The organism is Achromobacter spanius (genome assembly GCF_003994415.1).
Lineage (GTDB): Bacteria > Pseudomonadota > Gammaproteobacteria > Burkholderiales > Burkholderiaceae_B > Achromobacter > Achromobacter spanius_C.
In genome coordinates, this window is the sequence record NZ_CP034689.1 from 2,808,767 (window position 1) to 2,827,395 (window position 18,629).

At 65.3% G+C, this 18,629-nt stretch carries 21 protein-coding genes; 19 read left to right on the forward strand and 2 right to left on the reverse strand.

Features of this window, described 5'->3' with window-relative positions; genetic code table 11:
- The first annotated feature begins 65 nt into the window (after positions 1–65).
- Together ELS24_RS12980 and ELS24_RS12985 are read left to right on the forward strand one after the other, a co-directional pair.
- On the forward strand, positions 66–992 hold the full coding sequence (locus tag ELS24_RS12980) for an SPFH domain-containing protein (protein WP_050446539.1): 927 nt from the start codon (positions 66–68) through the stop codon (positions 990–992).
- A 25-nt stretch (positions 993–1,017) separates the two neighbouring features.
- The gene (locus tag ELS24_RS12985) at positions 1,018–2,199 is read left to right on the forward strand and encodes a GGDEF domain-containing protein (RefSeq protein ID WP_127184337.1); all 1,182 of its coding nucleotides are present in this window, start codon (positions 1,018–1,020) and stop codon (positions 2,197–2,199) included.
- Positions 2,200–2,214: 15 nt separating this feature from the next.
- Here the strand turns inward: ELS24_RS12985 and smpB are convergent, their stop codons facing one another.
- Entirely contained in the window at positions 2,215–2,688 is a 474-nt protein-coding gene (gene smpB / locus ELS24_RS12990) for an SsrA-binding protein SmpB (protein WP_006219123.1), read from the reverse strand.
- Positions 2,689–2,796: 108 nt separating this feature from the next.
- Between smpB and ELS24_RS12995 the strand changes: the two genes are divergently transcribed.
- The 7 genes from ELS24_RS12995 (at position 2,797) to ELS24_RS13025 (ending at position 8,306) form a co-directional block, all read left to right on the forward strand.
- On the forward strand, positions 2,797–3,231 hold the full coding sequence (locus ELS24_RS12995; RefSeq protein ID WP_006219125.1) for a type II toxin-antitoxin system RatA family toxin: 435 nt from the start codon (positions 2,797–2,799) through the stop codon (positions 3,229–3,231).
- Positions 3,221–3,568 carry an RnfH family protein gene (locus ELS24_RS13000; RefSeq protein WP_127184338.1) on the forward strand — a complete coding sequence of 116 codons (348 nt, stop codon included), beginning with the start codon at positions 3,221–3,223 and terminating at the stop codon, positions 3,566–3,568. The genes ELS24_RS12995 and ELS24_RS13000 overlap by 11 nt, the downstream gene beginning before the upstream one ends.
- A 235-nt stretch (positions 3,569–3,803) precedes the next feature.
- Positions 3,804–4,958 (forward strand): acyl-CoA dehydrogenase family protein, encoded by a 1,155-nt coding sequence (locus ELS24_RS13005; RefSeq protein WP_050446536.1) that lies wholly within the window; start codon positions 3,804–3,806, stop codon positions 4,956–4,958.
- Positions 4,955–6,130 (forward strand): enoyl-CoA hydratase/isomerase family protein, encoded by a 1,176-nt coding sequence (locus tag ELS24_RS13010; RefSeq protein ID WP_050446535.1) that lies wholly within the window; start codon positions 4,955–4,957, stop codon positions 6,128–6,130. Before ELS24_RS13005 ends, ELS24_RS13010 begins: the two co-directional genes overlap by 4 nt.
- A gap of 78 nt (positions 6,131–6,208) precedes the next feature.
- Positions 6,209–7,099 carry a 3-hydroxyisobutyrate dehydrogenase gene (gene mmsB, locus ELS24_RS13015; RefSeq protein WP_050446534.1) on the forward strand — a complete coding sequence of 297 codons (891 nt, stop codon included), beginning with the start codon at positions 6,209–6,211 and terminating at the stop codon, positions 7,097–7,099.
- 1 nt (position 7,100) lies between these two features.
- The gene (locus ELS24_RS13020; protein ID WP_127184339.1) at positions 7,101–7,538 is read left to right on the forward strand and encodes a PaaI family thioesterase; all 438 of its coding nucleotides are present in this window, start codon (positions 7,101–7,103) and stop codon (positions 7,536–7,538) included.
- A gap of 78 nt (positions 7,539–7,616) precedes the next feature.
- Positions 7,617–8,306 (forward strand): VIT1/CCC1 transporter family protein, encoded by a 690-nt coding sequence (locus tag ELS24_RS13025; protein ID WP_127184340.1) that lies wholly within the window; start codon positions 7,617–7,619, stop codon positions 8,304–8,306.
- Positions 8,307–8,331: 25 nt separating this feature from the next.
- Here ELS24_RS13025 and ELS24_RS13030 read toward each other — a convergent pair whose 3' ends face one another.
- The gene (locus ELS24_RS13030; RefSeq protein ID WP_127184341.1) at positions 8,332–9,330 is read right to left on the reverse strand and encodes a YgfZ/GcvT domain-containing protein; all 999 of its coding nucleotides are present in this window, start codon (positions 9,328–9,330) and stop codon (positions 8,332–8,334) included.
- Positions 9,331–9,483: 153 nt separating this feature from the next.
- Here ELS24_RS13030 and mltG point away from each other — a divergent pair, with 153 nt between their 5' ends.
- The 10 genes from mltG to hutG all read left to right on the forward strand — a co-directional run bounded on the left by mltG (position 9,484) and on the right by hutG (position 18,324).
- Positions 9,484–10,635: an endolytic transglycosylase MltG gene (gene mltG / locus ELS24_RS13035; RefSeq protein WP_050446530.1), complete on the forward strand. Its 1,152-nt coding sequence runs from the start codon at positions 9,484–9,486 to the stop codon at positions 10,633–10,635.
- Positions 10,632–11,255: a dTMP kinase gene (gene tmk, locus ELS24_RS13040; protein WP_127184342.1), complete on the forward strand. Its 624-nt coding sequence runs from the start codon at positions 10,632–10,634 to the stop codon at positions 11,253–11,255. Before mltG ends, tmk begins: the two co-directional genes overlap by 4 nt.
- Positions 11,252–12,301, forward strand: coding sequence for a DNA polymerase III subunit delta' (gene holB / locus ELS24_RS13045; RefSeq protein ID WP_050446528.1), 1,050 nt, complete (start codon positions 11,252–11,254; stop codon positions 12,299–12,301). Before tmk ends, holB begins: the two co-directional genes overlap by 4 nt.
- A gap of 68 nt (positions 12,302–12,369) precedes the next feature.
- The gene (locus ELS24_RS13050; protein ID WP_050446527.1) at positions 12,370–13,140 is read left to right on the forward strand and encodes a TatD family hydrolase; all 771 of its coding nucleotides are present in this window, start codon (positions 12,370–12,372) and stop codon (positions 13,138–13,140) included.
- Positions 13,141–13,178: 38 nt separating this feature from the next.
- The gene (locus ELS24_RS13055; RefSeq protein ID WP_127184343.1) at positions 13,179–14,054 is read left to right on the forward strand and encodes an ankyrin repeat domain-containing protein; all 876 of its coding nucleotides are present in this window, start codon (positions 13,179–13,181) and stop codon (positions 14,052–14,054) included.
- Positions 14,055–14,327: 273 nt separating this feature from the next.
- Positions 14,328–15,068, forward strand: coding sequence for an IclR family transcriptional regulator (locus tag ELS24_RS13060; protein ID WP_127184344.1), 741 nt, complete (start codon positions 14,328–14,330; stop codon positions 15,066–15,068).
- Positions 15,069–15,192: 124 nt separating this feature from the next.
- The gene (locus ELS24_RS13065) at positions 15,193–15,936 is read left to right on the forward strand and encodes a transporter substrate-binding domain-containing protein (protein ID WP_050446523.1); all 744 of its coding nucleotides are present in this window, start codon (positions 15,193–15,195) and stop codon (positions 15,934–15,936) included.
- Positions 15,933–16,601: an amino acid ABC transporter permease gene (locus ELS24_RS13070; protein WP_127184345.1), complete on the forward strand. Its 669-nt coding sequence runs from the start codon at positions 15,933–15,935 to the stop codon at positions 16,599–16,601. The genes ELS24_RS13065 and ELS24_RS13070 overlap by 4 nt, the downstream gene beginning before the upstream one ends.
- Positions 16,598–17,380 (forward strand): amino acid ABC transporter ATP-binding protein, encoded by a 783-nt coding sequence (locus tag ELS24_RS13075; protein ID WP_050446521.1) that lies wholly within the window; start codon positions 16,598–16,600, stop codon positions 17,378–17,380. The genes ELS24_RS13070 and ELS24_RS13075 overlap by 4 nt, the downstream gene beginning before the upstream one ends.
- On the forward strand, positions 17,377–18,324 hold the full coding sequence (hutG, locus tag ELS24_RS13080; protein ID WP_050446520.1) for a formimidoylglutamase: 948 nt from the start codon (positions 17,377–17,379) through the stop codon (positions 18,322–18,324). The genes ELS24_RS13075 and hutG overlap by 4 nt, the downstream gene beginning before the upstream one ends.
- The last annotated feature ends 305 nt before the right edge of the window (positions 18,325–18,629 follow it).

An 18,629-nucleotide genomic window follows, 5' to 3' on the forward strand; every position in this document is an offset into this window, starting at 1 on the left:
CCGCAAGGCGCTCTTGGCTTCTGGCCAGAGCGCCAACGCATTTACTCCAGGAGAGGTTCCAAATCATGATCGATACATCCACTATCGTCCTGCTCGTTGTTGTCGCGCTGGCGGTCCTGATCGTCATCAAGTCGATTGCCATCGTGCCGCAACAGCATGCCTGGGTGGTCGAACGCCTGGGTAAGTTCGACCGCGTGCTGTCGCCTGGCGCGGGCTTTGTCATTCCGTTTATCGAGCGCGTGGCCTACAAGCATTCGCTGAAGGAAATCCCGCTGGACGTGCCCAGCCAGGTTTGCATCACGCGCGACAACACGCAACTGCAGGTGGATGGCGTGCTGTACTTCCAGGTGACCGACCCGATGCGCGCGTCGTACGGTTCGTCGAACTACATTTCCGCCATCACGCAGTTGTCACAAACCACGCTGCGTTCGGTCATCGGCAAGATGGAACTGGACCGCACCTTTGAAGAACGCGATTCGATCAACAGCAACATCGTGTCGTCGCTGGACGAGGCCGCGCTGAATTGGGGCGTGAAGGTGCTGCGTTACGAGATCAAGGACTTGACGCCGCCCAACGAGATCCTGCGTTCGATGCAGGCGCAGATTACCGCCGAGCGTGAAAAGCGCGCGCTGATCGCGGCCTCGGAAGGCCGCCGCCAGGAACAGATCAACATCGCCACTGGCGAACGCGAAGCCGCCATCGCCCGTTCGGAAGGCGAAAAACAGGCGCAGATCAACCAGGCGCAAGGTGAGGCCGCCGCGGTACTGGCCATTGCCGAAGCCACCGCCAAGGCCATTACGCAGGTGGCCGACGCGGTGCGTCAGCCGGGCGGCATGGAAGCCGTCAACCTGAAGGTGGCCGAGCGCTACGTGGAAGCGTTCGCCAATGTGGCCAAGGAAGGCAACACGCTGATCCTGCCGGCCAATATGTCGGACGTGGGCGGCATGATCGCCTCGGCCATGACCATCGTGAAAGCCACGCGCAACACCTGACCCCGCGCTTCGCGGCGCGCCACCCATGATCGCTCCCGTTAATTTGCTTTTGATAGCAGCACTGGCGGGGGTGCTATCGCTCTGCGTGCTGGGGTCGCTGGCTCGCAGCGGCATGGCCGGCATCCGCGAAACCATACGCGCCAACTTGCTCACGCTGTTGGCGTTTTTTACGTTTGCGCTGCAGAACACCTCGGCGCCCTGGTGGTTGTCGGTGGTGGTGCCGAACGCGGCGATCGGGCTTGCGCTGTTCTCGTACTATTCGGGCCTGCGGCGGCTGTTGGGCTTGAGCGTGCCCAAGCACCTGATGACGCTGGCTTGCCTGCTGGCGCTGGTGGTGCTGCTGGCCTATACCTATGTGGATTGGCGGGTGGGGCCGCGCATCGTAGTGATGTCGCTGTTGCAAATGGGCTTTCTGCTGGCGGTGGCGGTCACGGTTCAGCGCAACATGCCCACGCACCGTTCCCGCTATAGCTATCGCTTTGTGTGGGCGGTGTCGGCCATTTCCGCGGCGCTCTGCGCGTTGCGGGCCGCCGTCTATCTGCTGGACCTGGCGCTGCCCTTGCCCTTGCTGGAGCCCAGCGCCTGGAACATCGCCTTCCTGACCCTGGGCGTGCTGATCATGCCGTGCCTGACGCTGGGCACCATCATGATCATCCACGACCGCATGCTGGCTGACCGCGAGCAAGAGGCGAACACGGATTTCCTGACAGGGCTGATGTCGCGCAAGGCGTGGTGGCTGCAGGCCGAACGCTATTGCGCGCAGGCGCTGCGCACGCGCCGTCCCTTGACCTTGCTGCTGCTGGATGTCGATTATTTCAAGCGCATCAACGACACGCATGGCCATGTGGCGGGCGACGCCGTGCTGCGCCATTTCGGCTTGCTGGCCACGGCCACGTTGCGCACCGGTGACCATGTCGGCCGCGTGGGCGGCGAGGAATTTGGTGTGTTGTTTCCCGACATGCGGGCCGATGCGGTGATGGACGTGGCGGCCCGGCTGCTCGATTCCGTGCGGCGCACCCCTTGCTCGCATGGCGGCAGCACCATTTCCGATACGTTCAGCGCGGGCGTGGCGGAATGGGTGCCCGGAGAAAACCTTCAGGTGTTCTTTGAACGCGCCGACCGCAAGCTCTATAGGGCCAAAGAGGCGGGGCGCAACCGCATCGTCGGGCCGGGCGAGCCGGCCGACCGTTTGCCGGCCGCGGCCTGAATCAAGGGTGCGTGGTCAATCGTCTTTGTCTTTGCGCGGGGCGCGCGTGTCGTGCTTCATGATGCGTTCTTTTTCACGCTGCCAGTCTTTTTCGCGCGCGGTGTCGCGCTTGTCGAACAGCTTCTTGCCACGGCCCAGCGCGAAGTCCAGCTTGATGCGCCCGTTCTTGTAGTGCAGGTTCAGCGGCACCAAGGTGTAGCCGCGCTGCTCGACCTTGCCGATCAGCTTGCTGATTTCCTCGGCCTTGAGCAGCAGCTTGCGCGTGCGCATGGCATCGGGATGAATATGGGTGGACGCCGTGGGCAGCGGGCTGACGTGCATGCCCAGCAGGTACAGTTCGCCATCGCGTACGATGACGTAGCTTTCCTTTAGCTGCACGCGGCCATCACGGATCGCCTTGACTTCCCAGCCTTGCAGGACAAGGCCGGCTTCATAGCGGTCTTCAATGAAATAGTCGTGCGAGGCCTTGCGGTTGTCGATAATGCTCATAACGCCTTTTTGCTGATAACGCCAATTTGCTTGCTGCAAAGCGCCACATTAGGCTCATGGTGCGCGGTGCCGGTAAAATCTTGCCATTCTAGCCATTTGCGATAGTCGATGCACAAAGTACAACGATCCGTCCTGGTGCCCTACAGCGCCGCCCAGATGTTCGACCTGGTTGCCGACGTGGAGAAGTACCCCGAGTTCATGCCGTGGTGCGGCGGGGCCGAGGTGCAAAGCCGCGATGAACACGGCATGCAGGCCTCCATCCTGATCAGTTTCGCGGGCATGAAGCAGCGCTTCACCACGCGCAACACCCACGTCTATCCCGACCGGATCGACCTGGAACTGGTGGATGGCCCCTTTTCCAGCCTGGTCGGGCACTGGGAATTCCAACCCCTGGCGGAAGACGCTTGCAAGGTTCTGTTCACCATGGAGTACGCATTTTCAAATCGTGCCCTGGAAATGGTGGTGGGACCCGTCTTCAACCGTATCGCCACCAGCTTCATTGATTCCTTCACCAAGCGGGCGCAGGCCAAATATGGCGAATGAGCCCTCCGTGGCCGCGCTGATCAACGTCAGCGTCTGCTATGCCTTGCCGGGCCATGTGTGGTTGCGAGAACTGCGCGTGCCCGAGGGCGCCACCGTGTCGGATGCCCTGGCGGCCAGCGGGTTCGCGCAGGCGTTTCCCGTGGTGCAGCCGTGGGAGCGCGGCGTGGGTATCTTTGGCAAGGCCGCTGAGCCGCAATCCAGGCTGGCCGAGGGCGACCGCGTTGAGATCTATCGCGGCTTGAGCTTCGACCCCAAGGAATCACGCCGCCGCCGCGCCGAACACCGACGCGCCAAGACGGCCAAAAATGGCCGGGTGCGGCCAGCCGGGCTGCTGTAACGCGGCCGGCGTGCCGGACATCGCCCGGCATGCGCGGCACCTCCGGCTTTTCCGGGGCATTCGCCCGCGCCGACATTGTCACTAATAAGACAAATTCCGCCGAGGCATCCGGCGTAACATAAACGCGGTTTCATATTTACGTTTACGTTAACGTCATGCCAAAATCGGCTGGCGAGCGTTTACGAGACGACCCGCAACGCCAACAGACAACACCGACACCATCAGGAGACAGGCTGTGGACTTGGAACTGACCGACGAGCAGCGCGCGTTTGCGCAGGCCGCCCGCGACTATGCCGAGGGTGAACTGGCCCCTCATGCCGCGCGCTGGGACGCCGAGGGCATCTTTCCCCGCGAGGCCTTCGCCCGGGCCGGCGAGATGGGCTTCTGCGCCATCTACGCCAGCGAAGAGATCGGCGGCCTGGGCCTGCCGCGCCTGGACGCCACGCTGGTGTTCGAGGAAATGGCCGCGGTGGATCCGTCGACCACGGCCTTCCTGACCATCCACAACATGGCTACCTGGATGGTCGGCAAATGGGGGCAGCCCGCCTTGCGCGAGGCCTGGGGCCCGCTGCTGGCCAGCGGCCAGAAACTGGCGTCGTACTGCCTGACCGAACCCGGCGCGGGTTCCGACGCCGCGTCGCTGTCCACGCGCGCGCAGCGCGACGGTGACGATTACGTGCTGAACGGCGCCAAGGCCTTTATTTCGGGCGGCGGCGACACCGACCTGCTGGTGGTCATGGCGCGCACGGGGGGCGAGGGGGCAAGCGGCATCAGCGCGTTCGCGGTGCCCGCCGACAGCCCGGGCATCAGCTACGGCCGCAAGGAAGAAAAAATGGGCTGGAACAGCCAGTCCACGCGCCCCATCACGTTCGAGAACGTGCGCGTGCCGGCCGGCAACCTGCTGGGCCAGGAAGGCGAAGGCTTCAAGATCGCCATGAAAGGCCTGGATGGCGGCCGCATCAATATCGGCACCTGCTCGGTGGGCGCGGCCCAGGGCGCGCTGGATGCCGCGCGCCGCTACATGGACGAACGCCGCCAGTTCAACCGCCGCCTGGCGGAATTTCAGGCCCTGCAATTCAAGCTGGCGGACATGGCCACCCACCTGGTCGCCGCGCGTCAGATGGTGCGCCTGGCCGCGTGCAAGCTGGATGCCGGCGCGCCGGACGCGGCCACCTATTGCGCCATGGCCAAGCGCTTCGCCACCGACATGGGCTTTCAGATCTGCCTGGACGCGCAACAGATTCATGGCGGCTACGGCTACCTGAAGGACTATCCCTTGGAGCGCTTGGTGCGCGATACTCGCGTTCATCAGATTCTGGAGGGCACCAACGAGATCATGCGCGTGATCATTGCCCGCCAATTGTTGGAAAAAGGAGCCGACATAAGATGAATGCCCCGGTGTTGTTCGAAGAAAGAAGCGCCGCGAACGGTGTGCGGTTCGGGATTGCGACGCTGAACGCGCCGCAGACGCTGAACGGCCTGTCGCTGGAAATGGTGGACTTGCTGGCGGCGCGCCTGGATGAATGGGCGCGCGATCCCGGCGTGGCGCTGGTGGTGTTGCAAGGTGCGGGCGAAAAGGCGTTTTGCGCGGGCGGCGACCTGCACGGCCTGTATCGCAGCATGACCGAAAACGCCGGCAAGAGCGGCTGGAGCAATGCCTACGCGCGTCGCTTCTTCGAGCACGAATACCGCCTGGACTACCAGATCCACACCTATCCGAAGCCCGTACTGTGCTGGGGCCATGGCATTGTCATGGGCGGCGGCATCGGCCTGATGATGGGCGCCAGCCACCGGGTCGTCAGCGAAAGTTCGCGGCTGGCGATGCCGGAAGTGTCGATCGGCCTGTTCCCGGACGTGGGTGGCAGTTGGCTGTTGAACCGCATGCCGGGCCGCATTGGCCTGTTCCTGGCGCTGACCGGCGCCCAGATGAATACGGCGGACGCCTTCTTCGCGGGCCTGGCGGATTTCCGCCTGAACCACGCGGACTGGCCCAAGTTGCTGGCGTCGCTGGAAGAACAGCCCTGGGCCGGGCTGACGGCGGGCGCATCGGAAGAGGCCATGGCGCCGCGTTCCATCAATGACGGACTGCTGCGCCGCGCGTTGACCGCGCTGGAGCCGCAGACGCCGCTGGACCCCGGCCACCTTCGCCAGCATTCCTTCCTGATCAACAACCTGTGCAACGGCAACCGTCTGGACGAGATCTACGAAGAGCTGGCGCTGCTGAAAGACCACGACGACCCCTGGCTGGCGCGCGCGGCATCCACCATGCTGGCCGGTTCGCCGGGTTCGGTGCGCCTGGCTTTCGCCTTGCAGCAACGCACGCGCCTGCGCTCGCTGGACGACGTGTTCCGTGCCGAGTACATCGCGGCGCTGGCGTGTACCGCCCATGGCGATTTCGCCGAAGGCATCCGCGCCTTGCTGATCGACAAGGACAAGAATCCGCGCTGGAATCCCGCCGTCATGGACATGGCCACCGACGCCTGGGTACAGAAGTTTTTCGACGAGCCCTGGCCCGAGGGCCAGGCGCATCCGTTGGCCGATCTGGGCCAGGAAGGGCGCTGACGCAAACAGCCCGGGCACCCGTCATGCAGGTCACGATGAATCCATACCTATAGCAATAGCAACAGGAGACAAAACATCATGAGCAGTATCGCGTTTATCGGTTTGGGCAACATGGGCGCGCCCATGGCATTGAATCTGGTCAAGGCCGGCCATAGCCTCACGGTCTTTGACCTGGTCCCCGCAGCGGTCAAGCTGTTGACCGACGCTGGCGCGCAAGCCGCGGCATCGGCGTCGGAAGCGGTCAAGGGCGCTGACGTGGTCGTGTCCATGCTGCCGGCCAGCAAGCACGTTGAAGGGCTGTACCTGGGCGAAGACCTGCTGGGCAAGATCTCGTCCAGCGCGCTGGTCATCGAATGCAGCACCATCGCGCCGGATTCGGCGCGCAAGGTGGCGCAGGCGGCCGAGGCGCGCGGCATCACCATGATCGACGCGCCCGTCTCGGGCGGCACCGGCGGCGCGGCGGCGGGCACGTTGACCTTCATCGTGGGTGGTCAGGCGGAAGCGCTGGAGCGTGCGCGCCCCGTGCTCGAAAAAATGGGCAAGAACATTTTCCACGCCGGTCCCGCCGGCGCCGGCCAAGTGGCCAAGATCTGCAACAACATGCTGTTGGGCATCCTGATGGCCGGCACGTCGGAAGCGTTGGCGCTGGGCGTGGCCAACGGGCTGGACCCGAAGGTGTTGTCCGACATCATCGCCAAGAGCTCGGGCCGCAACTGGGCCACCGAACTCTACAACCCCTGGCCGGGCGTGATGGAGCACGCGCCCGCCTCCAAGGGCTATGCCGGCGGCTTCGGCGTGGACTTGATGTTGAAGGATCTGGGCCTGGCGGCCGAAGCGGCGCTGTCGGCGCGTGCCTCGATTCCGTTGGGCGAGTTGGCGCGCAACCTGTATTCGCTGCATAGCGCGGGCGGCTCGGGCAAGCTGGACTTCTCCAGCATCGTCAACCTGGTCAAGCGCGAGCAAGACTGACATGAGCGCACCCCAGGCGCTGACCGACCCCGCCGCGCGGGTCAAGGAAAGCTTCGACCGGCAAAGCATCATGCGGCTGCTGGGCGCCGGGCTGGACGTGGTGGAGCCGGGCAGGGTGGACATCGTGCTGCCTTACCGCGCCGATCTCTGCCAGCAAAACGGCTTTCTGCACGCGGGCATTTCCACCACGATCGCCGACAGCGCGGGCGGTTATGCCGCCTACACGCTGTTTGGGCCGGGCGAAGACGTGCTGACCTCGGAGTTCAAGATGAATTTCCTGGCGCCCGCCAAAGGCGACCGCTACGTGGCCAGCGGCCGCGTCGTCAAGCCGGGTAAGCGTTTGTCTGTCTGCCAGGTTGAAGTACATGCCTACGATGGCGAGCAGGCCACGCTTTGCGTGATAGGCTTGCTCACCGCGGTACGCGTGACGCCGCGATGAATCCGGCGCGCCGCGCGTGTCGCCCTTGACGGGGCGGGCGCGCGGCGCGCTTGTCACGCGTCGCATGGGTATGGGGCAATGCCTGCAAAAGAACACCACCGAATTTTCCGCAGCAACTGGCTGCGCGCCGCTGTGTTGGGGGCCAACGATGGCATCGTTTCCACCGCCAGCCTGATTACCGGCGTGGCGGCGGCGCAGGCCTCGCATGGGGCCATCCTGACGTCGGGTCTGGCCGGGCTGGTGGCCGGAGCCTTGTCTATGGCGGCTGGCGAGTATGTGTCCGTGCGGTCCCAGGCTGATATCGAGGCAGCCGATCTGCGGATGGAGCAGCGGTCACTGAAAGGCAATTCAGAAGAAGAGTTGGCCGAACTGATCGATATCTACGTGGGCCGCGGCCTGACGCGGAATCTGGCGACGCAGGTGGCGCGCCAACTGACGCGTCACGACGCGCTGGACGCGCACGCGCGCGACGAACTTGGCATTTCCGTGCATAACCGCGCGCAGCCCGTGCAGGCGGCGGTGGCGTCCGCCGCTTCGTTCGCGGCCGGCGCGGCCTTGCCCTTGGTTGTCGCGGTGACGGCGCCCCTGCCGCATTTGATCGCTTGGGTGATCGGTGCATCGGTGGTGTGCCTGGCCGCGCTGGGGGCATTGGCCGCGGGGGCGGGCGGCGCGCCCAAGGGGCCGGCCGCCTTGCGCGTGACGATACTGGGCGCGTTCGCCATGGCGGCCACGGCCGCCGTAGGCGCGTTGTTCGGCGTGGCAGTCTAGCGCGGCTGCTCGCTGGAACCCTGGTTCAGGGCGTAATAGAGTAGGGCAGCGGCGTGGTGCTAATGCGCGGGCCGTCTTCCGCGCCCAGCCGCAGATCGCCCTGGGGCAGCGCGGCAAGCGTGGTTTCGAACAGCACGGCGGCCACGCCTGCGTCACTGGCGCCATCCACGATGCGGCCAATGGGCTCGCCCGGCTGGGTGGCGTCGAAGACGTCCACCCCGGCCAGCGCCGCGCCTTGCACGCTGGCATCGGCGATGGTGCCGTACGCCATGCGCCGCTTCACGGTGCCCCGGTAATGGCTGCGCGCCACCACTTCCTGCCCCGGATAACAGCCCTTGGTGAAGCTCACGCCCTGCACCAGTTCCAGGTTGACGGTTTGCGGGATGAATACATCCTGCGTGGCGGTGGCAATCCAGGGGATGCCGGCGGCCAGATCCGCCATCTGCCATTGCGCGGCGGGCGCCAGCCCCAGCACGCTGGCCAAGGCTTGGGACTGTTCCAGCTGTTCGTCGGACGCGATCCACCACCAGCGCAAGTTCGTATCCGCCGACGGCGCCGCGATCCAGGTGCCGGACGGCAGGTCCACCCGCTGCCAGTCCGCGCGCGGCAAGGCACCGGTCACGGCTTCCAGCGCGGCGGCCTGTTCGCTGCTTGCCTGCACGCCGGCCACGTTCAGCGCGGTGGCGGCAAGCTTGACCTTGGCGCGCAGCACGAACATGGACAGGCGCTTGAGCAGGGCTTGGGACAGGTCCCGGCGCACCAGGCCATAAAGCTGCGGGTCATCGTCCGCGCCGGGGGCGGCGCGCCACATGATCAGCGTGGCCAGCAGCCGGCCCTTGGCCGTGCAATAGCCCGCCAGGCGGGCGGCATCGGCGGGCAGGCCGGTGACGTCTTGCGTCAGTTGGCCGTGCAGGAAAGTCAGTGCATCGGCGCCGGATGCGCTGAAAACCAGAAAGTCATCCAGCGGCGCGCATGGCGCGCAACCTTCGGCGCGGACGGGAATCGAAGAATAGAAAGCGTGCATGGCGGCGGTGTGATCACGTCATCAAAGTGCAGATGATAGCCGCCTTCCCGCGGGCCATGGCCCATGCCCCCGACGGGCAAAGGGCCGCGCCATGAGCGCTGGCCCCGTTTTTGCCACGCCAGATTCTCGCGATCCATTAAACTTCCGGGACTTATGAAAAAGCGACTCAGTTTCTACGTCTTGTGGTTATTCCTGCTTATCGTGATTGCCGCCGCGGCAGCGGTGGGCGCCGCCTGGAGCTGGATGCATCGGCCCATACCTCTGTCAGCTGACAGGATCGATTTCGTGGTGGACCCGGGCAGCAGCCCGCGTACGGTTGCGCGCGCCTTGAACGCCGCGGGCGTGCCGATCTGGGAGCCCGGATTTGTCTGGATGGCGCGGCTGTCCGAACAGGACAAGCTGCTGAAGGCGGGCGGCTATCAGGCCATCGAGGGTGACACGCCCTGGCTGCTGCTGGAACGCATGGCGCGCGGCGACATGACCCAGCGCCAGATCACGTTCCTGGAAGGCTGGACGTTCCGCCAGATTCGCCAGGCGCTGCGCGAGAACCCCGACGTCAAACAAACCCTGAACGACGTCAGCGACGAAGAGTTGATGACGCGGCTGGGGTCGGACATCAAGCATCCGGAAGGCATGTTCTTTCCGGACACTTATATCTTCACGCCGGGCAGCACTGACTACGACCTGCTGCGCCGCGCCTACCAGGAAGGCCAGCGCATCCTGCAGGACACCTGGGCCAAGCGCCAGCCGAACCTGCCGGTGGCCACGCCTTACGAAGCACTGGTGCTGGCGTCCATTATCGAAAAGGAAACGGGCCACGGCCCCGACCGCCGCCGCGTGGCCGGCGTGTTCACGAATCGCTTGAAGATCGGCATGTTGCTGCAGACGGACCCCACCGTCATCTATGGCATGGGCGAGGCCTACCAGGGCCGCATCCGCAAGCGCGACCTGCAGACCGACACGCCCTGGAATACGTACACGCGGCCGGGCCTGCCGCCCACGCCGATCGCGGCGGCGGGGCGCGCGGCGCTGCTGGCGGCGGTGCAGCCCGAGCAGCACAAGTACCTGTTCTTCGTGTCGCGCGGCAACGGCACCAGCGAATTCGCGGAGAACCTGTCCGGACACAACCGCAACGTGTCGCGCTACATCCTCGGGCAGAACTCGCGCCCCAGCACGCCGCCCGCACCTGCTCCTTCCGTGACGCCTGCGACGCCAGCAGCTACAGCGCCGGTCACCGTACCTGACGCCAGCCCGGATTCCGCCTCTGGATCCACACCCGAATCAGCACAAGGACAAGAGCAATGACCCCTCGCGGACGCTTCATTACGCTGGAGGGCGTTGACGGCGCGGGCAAAAGCACGCACACCGACTGGATCGCGGACTTCCTGCGCGGTCAAGGGCGGGAAGTCATCTCCACGCGCGAACCGGGCGGCACGCCCCTGGGCGAAAAGCTGCGCGCCCTGGTGCTGACGGATCAGATGGGCCTGGATACCGAAACGCTGCTGATGTTCGCGGCGCGCTGCGAGCACGTGCGGCAGGTGATCGAGCCGGCGCTGGCGCGCGGCGCGTGGGTGGTGTGCGACCGTTTTACCGATGCCACCTATGCCTACCAGGGCGGGGGCCGCGAACTGGGCGCCGAGCGCGTGGCGGTGCTGGAACAATGGATGGGGGCGGGCCAGCCCGACCGCACCTGGCTCTTTGATGTGCCGCTGGAGGTGGCGCGCGCCCGCCTGGCGGACGCACGCGAGCCCGACCGTTTCGAGCGCGAAGGTGCGGCGTTCTTTGAACGCACCCGCCAGGCCTATCACGCGCGCGCCAAGGCCGACCCCGGCCGCATCCATATTGTCGATTCCACCCAGTCCATCGCCCAGGTTCGCGCGGCGCTCGAAGCCGGGCTGCGCGCGCTGCTGGCGGTTTCGGCATGAGCGCACCCCAGTTTCTGCCGTGGCAGATGGAGACGGCACGCGCCTGGCTGGGCAATCGCGACCGTTTCGCGCATGCATGGCTGGTGCATGGGCTGGCCGGCATCGGCAAGCTGGATTTTGCCGTGGCCGCCGCCGCCAGTCTGCTTTGCGAGACGCCGGACAACGGCCTGGCCTGCGGCCATTGCGCTGCCTGCGCCTGGTTCGCCAGCGGTAATCACCCCGATCTGCGCCGCATCCGGCCCGAGGCCGTGGCCGTGGAAGAGGGGGCGGATGCCGCCGAACCTGCCGAGGACGCCGAGCCCGCCTCGGGCACCGCCAAGCGCGCGCCGTCCAAGGAAATTCGTATTGACCAGATCCGCTCGCTGGAGTCCTGGTTCAACACCGCGACCCACCGGGGCGGATGGCGCGTGGCCTTGCTGTACCCGGCGCACGCGCTGAACGTGGTGTCGTCCAATGCCTTGCTCAAGGTGCTGGAAGAGCCGCCGCCCCATACCATTTTTCTGCTGGTTGCCGACGCGCCCGACCGCCTGCTGCCGACCCTGGTGTCGCGTTGCCGGCGCTTGCCCTTGCCGGCGCCTGACCCCGATACCGCGCTGCAATGGCTGCGCGCCCAGAACGTGGAGCCGGCGCGCGAATGGTTGGCGGCGGCCGGCGGCGCGCCCCTGGCCGCCTTGCGTCTGGCGCAGGCCAGCGACACGCCGTGCCCGCCCTGGCTGTCGCAATTGATCAGCCCCTTGGCGCAAGGGCAGGCGCCCGACGTCGGCACCTTGGCGGAAAGCCTGGAAAAGGTGCCCGCCACTGAATGGATCGACGCCTTGCAACGGGTATACACCGACCTCATGCTGGCCAGTGCCGGCGCGCCCGTGCGCTACTTTCCCACCCTGGCCACGGGCGTGGCCCAGGTTGCCGCGCGCATGAACACGGCCCGCGTGGCCGAGGCGGCGCGCTGGCTGACGCGGCAGCGCGCGCTGGCCACGCACCCCCTGAACGCCAAGCTTTTCGCGCATGCCACCCTGCAACGCGTGGTGCTATCCTGCCAGGCTTAAGTCTCTGATCCAGCGGCGTTTTGCCTGGCGGCAGGCCGGGCGCCGCGGTCACTTTATGTAGTCACATCATGTACGTTGATTCGCACTGTCATTTGAATTTTCCCGAGCTGGCGGCCGATCTTCCCGGCATTCTTGACCGGATGGCCGCCAACCAGGTCACCCACGCGCTGGTGGTCAGCGTCAACATGCCCGATTGGCCGGGCCTGATGTCCCTGGTTGAGCCGCACGCCAATTTGTGGGCCTCGGTGGGCGTCCACCCCGATTACGAAGACACGCCGGACCCGTCGCCGGAAGAACTGGTACGCCTGTCGGAACACCCCAAGGTCGTGGCCATAGGCGAAACCGGGCTGGACTACTACCGCCTGTCTGAACCGCTGGACTGGCAGCGTGAACGCTTTCGCCGGCACATCCGCGCCGCGCGCGACACGGGCCTGCCGCTGATCGTGCATACGCGCGCCTCCGCCGAAGACACCGTGCGCATGCTGAAGGAAGAAAAGGCGGCGGAAGTGGGCGGCGTCATGCACTGTTTTACCGAGAACTGGGAAGTGGCCCAGGCAGCGCTGGACCAGAATTTCTATATCTCCTTGTCGGGCATCGTCACCTTCAAGAACGCCCAGGTGGTGCACGAAGTGGCCACCAAGGTGCCGCTGGACCGCTTGCTGATCGAAACGGATTCACCGTATCTGGCGCCCGTGCCGTATCGTGGCAAGCTCAACGACCCGTCCAAGGTCATCCACGTAGCCGAAAAGATTGCCGACCTGAAGGGCATTCCGGTGGCGGATGTGGCGCGCGCGTCGACGGATAATTTCTTTAATCTTTTCAATAAGATAAAGAAATAATCTCACTTAACACCTTAAATGTTGATTCCAGGATAGCCATGGCCACCCGCACGCTGATTTCCCGTTTTGTCCTGGCGCGGTGCCGAGGCGCGCTGTTGGCGTTGGCCGTCGGCCTGGCCGCGCCGACCGCGCACGCAGCCAGCCCGGGCGACTGGTGGGTCTATGTGGCCAACGACTATCCCGACGACGTCAAAAGCCTGCTGGCGCAAGGCGCCGACCCCAACGTCCGCTACCAGAACGGCCAGCCCGCCCTGATGCGCGCGGTGGTGGACGGCGCCTGGAAGGTGTTTGACGTGATCGCCGCCGACAAGCGCACCGACGTCAATGCCGAGAACCCGGCTGGCGAGACCCCGTTGATGTACCTGGCGATTGCCGGCCAGACCGAACGCGCGAAAAAGCTGATCGCGCGAGGCGCGCAGGTCAACCGCCTGGGCTGGACGCCGCTGCACTATGCCGCGTCCAAGGGCCAGATGGAAATGGCGCGCATGCTGCTGGGCAAGAAAGCCATGGTCAACGCGCCCGCGCCGGGCGGCGAAACGCCGTTGATGATGGCGGCCTTGGGCGGCTACCGCGACATGGTGGACCTGCTGGTGAAAGCCGGGGCGGACGTCACCACCCGTGACCTGAAAGGCCAAAGCGCGGCCGACTGGGCCCGCAACGGCAAGTCGGCATCGTTGGCCACCTACCTGACCACGGTGGTGGCGCAGGCGGACGAGGCCAAGCGCGTTCGCCGTGCAACTGGCGCCGCGCCCGTCGACGCCAATGGCGCCTCGGCTCCCGCCGCCACGGAGCAAGCGGCTTCGCCGGCGCCAGCACAGCCGACGCCCGCCGCGTCTGCTCCAGCGGCGACGCCCAGCGTGGGCGGTGTGTCGGGCGTGCGCCTGAACAACTACGACACCCCCGCCGCGCCCTGATTGCGTGGCAGGCAGACGCCCCGGGCTCATGCTTGGGGCGTCCGCGACGCAGTCCGGCGCAGACCCCAGCCAAGACCCCAGCCAAGACTCCAACCAGCCTGACGCAGACCGCTTAGCGGTCTTTTTTTTTGCCCGTTTTTCGTACGGTTTTTGTCATTAATTTTCGTACTTATCTGGGGTTTTCCCTGTTTATTCTCACTCGATGGGAATAATTCCTGGAACGACCACCATAAATTGATAATCTCGGCCCCTCATTGCTTGGAGCTGAGTTTCATGTCGGAACCCTCGGTTGGGGCGGGCGCGGATCGTGTCCTGTACGTGTTGGCCACGCTGGCCCGGCACGATGGCCCCCTTACGATTGCCGCGCTGGCCGAAAAAACCGGCCTGGCGCAAAGCACCCTGTACCGCCAGGTGGCTTTGCTCAAGCGCTGGGGTTTCGTGGCCGAGCACGAAGGTGAGTACGGCCCCGGCCCGCTGTGTGTGCAATTGGCCTGGGGCTTTGACCAATCTTCCTTCCTGATCCACGAAGCGCAGCCCGACATGGCGGCGCTGGCTGCCGCTTCCGGCGAAACCATTGGCCTGCTGGTAGCCGTCAAGGACCAGGCCGTTTGCCTGGACATGGTGGAAAGCCAGCACCCGCTGCGTTGCTCTTTCACGAAAGGCCGTGGCCTGCCGCTGGCGCGGGGCGCGTCCGCCAAATCACTGCTGGCCTTCATGCCCTTGGCCCGCCTGCAAACTGCCCTGGACTACCTGGCCGGTGAGGCCGGCGTGGACGCTTCCCGCCTGAGCGACGAACTGGAACTGATCCGAGGCCAGGGTTATGCCGTCACGGACAGTGAAGTGGACGCCGGCGTGTGGGGCGTCAGCGTCCCGATCTTCCAGCGTCCCAACCAGGCAGTGGCCTCGATCACCTTGATGGCGCCTTCCACGCGGGCGGCGCAACGCCCGGACGCCCTGATCGCCATGACGGTTGCCGCGGCACGCCGCATCTCCGAACGGCTGAAGGTGCACTGACGGCGCGCCGCTCGCCATTGACCGCTTTTGATCCGATCTTTCCCCGAATTCCACGCTGTACCGCATCCCGGCTTCAATCTTCCGACGTACCCACCGCCGTATCTCTTACGCATAGGACTAGACCATGACCACTCGCCGCACACTGCTGACCGCCGCCCTGACGTTGGGCCTCGCCTGGAGCGCGGGCGCCGCGCACGCCCAGGAAACCATCCGCGCTGTCACCGACGCCACCTTTCCCCCGATGGAGTTCGTCAAAGACGGCAAGCGCACCGGCTTCGACATTGAATTGGTGGAAGCGCTGGCCGGCGCCATGGGCAAGAAAGTCGAATGGATCGACATCGACTTCAAGGGCCTGATTCCCGCCTTGCAAGCCGGCCGCGCCGACATCGCCGTGTCCGCCATCTACATCACGCCCGAGCGCGCCAAGGTGGTGGATTTCACCGACCCGTACTACGCCGGCGGCCTGGTCGTGTTGACCAAGACCGATGGCCCCATCAAGACGCTCAAGGACCTGGACGGCCGCAAGGTGTCGGTGCAGGTGGGCACGAAGTCGGTCAACTATCTGAAGGACAACTTCCCGGCCGTGCAGCGCGTGGAAGTCGAGAAGAACCAGGAAATGTTCAACCTGGTGCAGATCGGCCGCGCTGATGCCGCCGTGACCGGCAAGCCGGCCGCCAAGCTGTTCGCGCAAAGCACCAAGGACCTGACGGTGCTGGACCACCAGATCACCACCGAGGACTACGGCATTGCCGTGCCCAAGAACAAGCCCGAGCTGACCCGCGAGCTGAACGCCGCGCTGCAAAAGCTCAAGGGTGACGGTACCTACCAGGCCATCGTGAACAAGTGGTTCGAGGCCCCCAAGAAATGAACCTGGAATTCGCCCCCGTTTTCGCCGACTTCGACGCGTTGCTGCGGGGCGCGGTGGTCACCGTCGAGGTGACTGCCGGCGCCTTGCTGCTGGGCTGCGTCATCGGCCTGCTGGTCGGCGTTGGCCGCCTCAACCCGCAGCGCTGGATCGTCTACAACCTGTGCAGTGTCTACCTGCTGTTCTTTCGCGGCACACCCTTGCTGGTGCAGTTGTTCATCTGGTTTTTCGGCCTGCCGCAGTTCGGTCTGACCTTGCCGGCGTTTGCCTGCGGGGTGCTGGGCCTGGGCATGTATTCGGGCGCCTACGTGTCGGAAATCGTGCGCGGCGCCATCCAGTCAGTGGACCGTGGCCAGACCGAAGCGGCGCGTTCGCTGGGCATGTCGTCGGGCCAGGCCATGCGCGTCATCATCCTGCCGCAGGCGGTGGTGCGCATGATCCCGCCGCTGGGCAACGAGTTCATCGCGCTGATCAAGAATTCGGCGCTGGTGTCGCTGCTGACCATTCACGATCTGATGCACGAAGGGCAGAAGATCATCAGCGTGTCGTACCGCTCGCTGGAAACCTATCTGGTGGTGGCCTTGATTTATCTGGTGCTGACGACGACCGCCATGTTGATTTTGCGCAGGGTTGAACAACGCTTGCGCGCCGGGGGGATGGTGCAATGAACCAGTTTGGCAAACCGCAGGAAATGATCCGTATCCGCGGCCTGGAAAAATCCTTTGGCGATCATGCCGTGCTGAAGGGCATCGATTTCGACGTGCTGCCTTCGCAGGTGGTCGTGGTGATCGGACCCAGCGGGTCGGGCAAAAGCACCTTGCTGCGCTGCTGCAATGGTCTGGAAGTGGCTCAGGCGGGCACCGTGGACATCTGCGGTCAGACCTTGCTGGACGAAGGCACGCTCTTGCCCGAAGCGGCGCTTAACCAGTTGCGCATGCAGGTGGGCATGGTGTTCCAGGGCTTCAACCTGTTCCCGCATTTGTCGGTGCTGGAAAACGTGACCGTGGGGCCGCGCAAGCTGCGTGGCCTGGGCCGCGACGAAGCCAATGCGCTGGCCGAAGACCTGCTGAAAAAAGTGGGCTTGCTGCAGAAGGCGTCGGCCATGCCGGCCAGCCTGTCGGGCGGGCAGAAGCAGCGCGTGGCCATTGCCCGCGCGCTGGCCATGCAGCCGAAAGTCATGTTGTTCGACGAGCCGACCTCGGCGCTGGACCCGGAGTTGGTGGGCGAAGTGCTGCAAGTGATGAAGCTCTTGGCCCGCGAAGGCATGACGATGATGGTCGTGACGCACGAAATGGGCTTCGCGCGAGACGTGGCCGACGTCGTGGCGGTGATGGACGGCGGGGTCATCCTGGAATCCGGCCCGCCCGAAGTGATCTTCACCGAGCCGCGTGAACCGCGTACCCGGGAATTCCTGCAAGCGGTGCTGAGCAAAGGGGCGACGACGTGAGCGCGCCGCAATTGGATAAGAGCCTGTGGAAGGCGCGCGACGACAGCGCCGAGCAGGGCGACACGCGCCGGCTGGCGCATATTGTCGAACCCGCCTCGGGCCAGGTGGAGGCGGGCGAAGCCGTGCTGTTGGGCTTTGCCTGCGACGCCGGCGTGGCGCGCAACCAGGGGCGCGTGGGCGCTGCCGAAGGCCCGGCCGGCATCCGCAAATTCATGGCGGGGCTGCCCGCGCATGGCCTGACCCGCTTGCTGGACGCCGGCGACGTCGTCTGCCAGGGCGACCAGTTGGAAGCCGCGCAAGAGCAGCTTGGGCTGCGCGTGGCCGAGCTTCTGGAGCAGGGCGCCCGGCCCCTGGTGCTGGGCGGCGGTCATGAAATTGCCTGGGGCAGCTTCCAGGGCCTGGCCCGCTGGCTGGAAGCCCGGGGCGACACCGAGCCGGTGCTGGTGCTGAACCTGGACGCGCACTTCGACCTGCGCACCGGCCGCCCCGGCAGTTCCGGCACGCCTTTCGACCAGATCGCGCGCGACTGCGAAGCGCGTGGACGGGCGTTGCAATACGCTTGCCTGGGTGTGTCGCGGCTGGCCAATACGCCGGCACTTTACGCGCGGGCCGCCGAGGTGGGCGCCGTGTGGGTGGAAGACCGCGACATGCAGGAGCGTCACCTGAACGCGCGCCTTGCCAATGTGGACGCCTTGCTTGCTCGAGCCCGCCACGTCTACCTGACGATTGACCTGGATGTGCTGCCGGCGGCGGTCATGCCGGGCGTGTCGGCCCCGGCGCCTTATGGCGTGCCGATGGCCGTCATTGAAGAAATCGTGTTGCGCGTCAAGGCCAGCGGCAAGCTGCGCCTGGCCGACATGGCGGAATACAGCCCGCGCTTCGACGTGGACGGCCACGGCGCGCGCGCCGCGGCAAGGCTCGCCTGGCATCTGATGACGCCTTGAAGCGGTAGCGCCTGAAGGTCAACGGCGGCTACCCAGGGGCAGGCAAGGCAAAGGGGCAGTTCTCTATCGAGACTGCCCCTTTTTTCATTGCTGGGCGGCAGGCATCGCGTCGCCGCGGCCTGCGGTCGCCCGAAGCTGGACGCTTCCGGTTTGGCGGCATAGGATAGGGCAGTTTTCGAGCCGGGCTTGTGACCCGCACGGTGTTCACGATAATAATACGTCCCCATTTAAAATATTTAGTGTTTAAATGGGGACGATATGATTTTCGTGGATAAAATGGCGCAACTTTGTCAGGAGATCATGCT

Bases quoted from the DNA above. Each gene is read 5' to 3' on its own strand.
- smpB (WP_006219123.1), bottom strand. From the start codon at position 2,688: ATGAGCATTATCGACAACCGCAAGGCCTCGCACGACTATTTCATTGAA.
- mltG (WP_050446530.1), top strand. From the start codon at position 9,484: ATGAAAAAGCGACTCAGTTTCTACGTCTTGTGGTTATTCCTGCTTATC.
- ELS24_RS12980 (WP_050446539.1), top strand. From the start codon at position 66: ATGATCGATACATCCACTATCGTCCTGCTCGTTGTTGTCGCGCTGGCG.
- ELS24_RS13030 (WP_127184341.1), bottom strand. From the start codon at position 9,330: ATGCACGCTTTCTATTCTTCGATTCCCGTCCGCGCCGAAGGTTGCGCG.
- ELS24_RS13075 (WP_050446521.1), top strand. From the start codon at position 16,598: ATGAACCAGTTTGGCAAACCGCAGGAAATGATCCGTATCCGCGGCCTG.
- ELS24_RS13055 (WP_127184343.1), top strand. From the start codon at position 13,179: ATGGCCACCCGCACGCTGATTTCCCGTTTTGTCCTGGCGCGGTGCCGA.
- ELS24_RS13050 (WP_050446527.1), top strand. From the start codon at position 12,370: ATGTACGTTGATTCGCACTGTCATTTGAATTTTCCCGAGCTGGCGGCC.
- ELS24_RS13000 (WP_127184338.1), top strand. From the start codon at position 3,221: ATGGCGAATGAGCCCTCCGTGGCCGCGCTGATCAACGTCAGCGTCTGC.
- ELS24_RS13070 (WP_127184345.1), top strand. From the start codon at position 15,933: ATGAACCTGGAATTCGCCCCCGTTTTCGCCGACTTCGACGCGTTGCTG.
- mmsB (WP_050446534.1), top strand. From the start codon at position 6,209: ATGAGCAGTATCGCGTTTATCGGTTTGGGCAACATGGGCGCGCCCATG.
- ELS24_RS13020 (WP_127184339.1), top strand. From the start codon at position 7,101: ATGAGCGCACCCCAGGCGCTGACCGACCCCGCCGCGCGGGTCAAGGAA.
- ELS24_RS13010 (WP_050446535.1), top strand. From the start codon at position 4,955: ATGAATGCCCCGGTGTTGTTCGAAGAAAGAAGCGCCGCGAACGGTGTG.
- ELS24_RS13025 (WP_127184340.1), top strand. From the start codon at position 7,617: ATGCCTGCAAAAGAACACCACCGAATTTTCCGCAGCAACTGGCTGCGC.
- ELS24_RS13065 (WP_050446523.1), top strand. From the start codon at position 15,193: ATGACCACTCGCCGCACACTGCTGACCGCCGCCCTGACGTTGGGCCTC.
- ELS24_RS13060 (WP_127184344.1), top strand. From the start codon at position 14,328: ATGTCGGAACCCTCGGTTGGGGCGGGCGCGGATCGTGTCCTGTACGTG.
- holB (WP_050446528.1), top strand. From the start codon at position 11,252: ATGAGCGCACCCCAGTTTCTGCCGTGGCAGATGGAGACGGCACGCGCC.
- ELS24_RS12995 (WP_006219125.1), top strand. From the start codon at position 2,797: ATGCACAAAGTACAACGATCCGTCCTGGTGCCCTACAGCGCCGCCCAG.
- ELS24_RS12985 (WP_127184337.1), top strand. From the start codon at position 1,018: ATGATCGCTCCCGTTAATTTGCTTTTGATAGCAGCACTGGCGGGGGTG.
- tmk (WP_127184342.1), top strand. From the start codon at position 10,632: ATGACCCCTCGCGGACGCTTCATTACGCTGGAGGGCGTTGACGGCGCG.